Source organism: Luteibacter sp. P4_E6 (assembly GCF_056401535.1).
In genome coordinates this window covers 1-3,049 of sequence record NZ_JBFUJE010000470.1, presented here as the reverse complement: position 1 = coordinate 3,049, position 3,049 = coordinate 1, and the positions used below count along the sequence as shown (strand labels likewise).

The 3,049-nt window shown below is 66.3% G+C and carries 2 protein-coding genes; both read left to right on the top strand.

The window, feature by feature from the left end:
- Positions 1-1,134 (top strand): 2-oxo acid dehydrogenase subunit E2 (locus AC1DT2_RS19350; RefSeq protein WP_477298098.1); only part of this gene is annotated, 1,134 nt, incomplete at its 5' end.
- A 15-nt stretch (positions 1,135-1,149) separates the two neighbouring features.
- A complete protein-coding gene (gene lpdA, locus AC1DT2_RS19345) occupies positions 1,150-2,988 on the top strand; it encodes a dihydrolipoyl dehydrogenase (protein ID WP_477298097.1) in 1,839 nt (612 codons plus the stop codon).
- Positions 2,989-3,049 lie beyond the last annotated feature (61 nt).

Sequence of the window (3,049 nt, the reverse complement as noted above, 5' to 3'; positions counted from 1 at the left end):
GAGGTCAACGACGGCGACCTGATCGCCGTGCTGGAAGGCGAGGGCGGCGACACCGCTGCCGAAGCCGACGCACAGCCGGCCGCCGCAGCCGCCAAGCCGGCCGCTGCCGAGGCGCCTGCCGAAGCACCGAAGCGCGAAGCCGCCGCCGACGTTCCGGCCGGTGGCGCACCGCGCACGCCGCCCGTGTCGTTCGATGCCAGCGTCGTCATGCCGGGCTCCGTGCCGTACGCCAGCCCGTCCGTGCGCGCTTACGCTCGCGAACTCGGCGTGGACGTGGCCCAGGTCAAGGGCAGCGGTCGCGGTGGTCGCATCCAGCGCGAAGACATTTCCGGCTACGTGAAGCAGGTCATGACCGCGGGCGTTCCGACGTCCGCCGGTGGCACCGCTGCTGCCGGTGGCGGTCTTTCGTTGCTGCCGTGGCCCAAGGTCGACTTCTCGAAGTTCGGCGAGATCGAAGAGAAGCCGCTCGGCCGCATCCCGAAGATCTCCGCCGCGAACCTCGCCCGCAACTGGGCGATGATCCCGCACGTTACGCAGTTCGAAGACGCCGACATCACCGAGCTGGAAGCCTTCCGTAAGAAGCTCGGCGAAGAGAACAAGGACGTCAAGGTCAGCCCGCTGGTCTTCCAGATCAAGGCGGTCGTCGCGGCGCTGAAGAAATTCCCGCAGTTCAACGCCTCGCTCGACGCGGCGGGCGAGACGCTCACGCTGAAGAAGTATTTCAACGTCGGTATCGCGGTCGATACGCCGGACGGCCTCGTCGTCCCGGTCATCCGCGACGCGGACAAGAAGGGCCTGCTCGAGCTGGCCGCGGAACTCAGCGAGATCTCGAAGAAGGCGCGCGACAAGAAGCTCACCGCTGCGGACATGCAGGGCGGCTGCTTCTCGATTTCCTCGCTTGGCGGCATTGGCGGCACGGCGTTCACGCCGATCGTCAACGCCCCGGAAGTGGCGATTCTCGGCGTCTCGAAGGCCGCGATGAAGCCCGTCTGGAACGGCAAGGAATTCGCGCCGCGCCTGATCCTGCCGTTGTCGCTGTCGTACGACCACCGCGTCATCGACGGCGCGCTCGCCGCTCGCTTTGCCGTCTTCCTGGCCAACCAGCTCGGCGACATCCGTCGCCTGCTGCTCTGACGGGGACGCATCGCCATGGCAAACACCATTGAACTGAAAGTCCCCGACCTCGGCGGCTCGCACGACGTGCCGGTCATCGAGATCCTGGTGAAGGTGGGTGACACCGTCGCCAAGGACCAGAGCCTGGTSACGCTCGAATCCGACAAGGCCACGATGGAMGTGCCGGCCTCGCAGGGCGGCACCATCGTCGAGATCAAGGTCAAGGTCGGCGACGAGCTCAACGACGGCAGCGTGATCGCGCTGATCGAGGCCGAGGCTGGCGCTTCGGCTTCGGCTGAGAAGCCAGCGGGCGACAAGGCTTCTGCGGCTGCGAAGCCGGCCGCTGCGGCGCCTGCCGCTTCGAAACCTGCGACGCCGTCCACGACGGTATCGGAAGCGCCGGCTCCCGCTCCCGTCGCGACGTCTGCTGCACCCAAGGCGGCCGCCGACTCCGGTCGCAAGGCCGACATCGAGTGCCAGCTCGTCGTCCTCGGCTCCGGTCCGGGCGGCTACACCGCCGCGTTCCGTGGTGCGGACATCGGCCTGGATACCGTCCTCGTCGAGCGTTACGCCATCCTCGGTGGCGTCTGCCTCAACGTCGGCTRCATTCCGTCCAAGGCGCTGCTTCACGCCGCTGCCGTGATCGACGAGGCCGAAGCCATCGCCGCGCACGGCATCACCTTCGGCAAGCCGACCATCGACCTGGACAAGCTGCGCTCGTTCAAGGAAAAGGTCGTYGGCAAGCTCACCGGCGGTCTCGCCCAGATGGCGAAGGCACGCAAGGTCCGCACCGTCACCGGCGTCGGCACCTTCATCTCGCCCAACGAAATGGAAGTCCAGACGGCCGAGGGCACCAAGCTCATCCGTTTCGAGAATGCCATCATCGCGGCAGGTTCGCAGTCGGTGAAGCTGCCGTCGTTCCCGTGGGACGACGAACGCGTGATCGACTCGACCGGCGCGCTCGAACTGCGTGACGTACCGAAAACCATGCTCGTCGTCGGCGGTGGCATCATCGGCCTGGAAATGGCCACGGTGTACGCCCGCCTCGGTTCGGAAGTCACCGTGGTCGAGCTCGCCGACCAGCTCATGCCGGGTGYCGATCTCGACCTGGTGAAGCCGCTGCAGGCGCGTATTGCCAAACGTTACAAGGGCATCCACCTCAAGACCAAGGTCGTCGAGGCGAAGGCCACCAAAGCCGGCATCGAAGTCACCTTCGAAGGCGAAAGCATTCCCGAGACCAAGGTGTTTGACCGCGTGCTCGTTTCCGTCGGCCGCTCGCCGAACGGTAACAAGGTCGGTGCGGACAAGGCCGGCGTCGAAGTCACCGACCGCGGTTTCATTCCTGTCGATCGGCAGATGCGCACCAACGTGAAGAACATCTTCGCCATCGGCGACCTCGTCGGCCAGCCCATGCTGGCGCACAAGGCCACGCACGAAGCCAAGGTCGCTGCGGAAGCGGCCGCCGGCCAGAAGAGCTTCTTCGACGCACGCGTGATTCCGTCGGTGGCCTATACGGATCCGGAAATCGCCTGGGTCGGCGTGACCGAGCGCGAGGCGAAGGAAAAGGGCCTGAAGATCGGCGTCGGCAAGTTCCCCTGGGCGGCCTCCGGCCGTGCCATCGGCATCGACCGCACCGAAGGCTTCACCAAGCTCCTGTTCGATGAAGAGACCCACCGCAYCGTCGGCGCCGGCATCGTCGGTGTCCACGCTGGCGATCTCATCTCCGAACTCGCGCTCGCCATCGAAATGGGCGCCGAAGCCGGTGACATCGGCCGCACCGTCCACCCGCATCCCACGCTCGGTGAATCCGTCGGCATGGCTGCCGAGGTGTACGAAGGCACGATCACGGATCTGTACATTCCGAAGAAGAAGTAACCCACGCTCACCCGCGGTGCCGGACGGCATCGCGGGTGACGCGTTGGCGGCATCGTGGGGT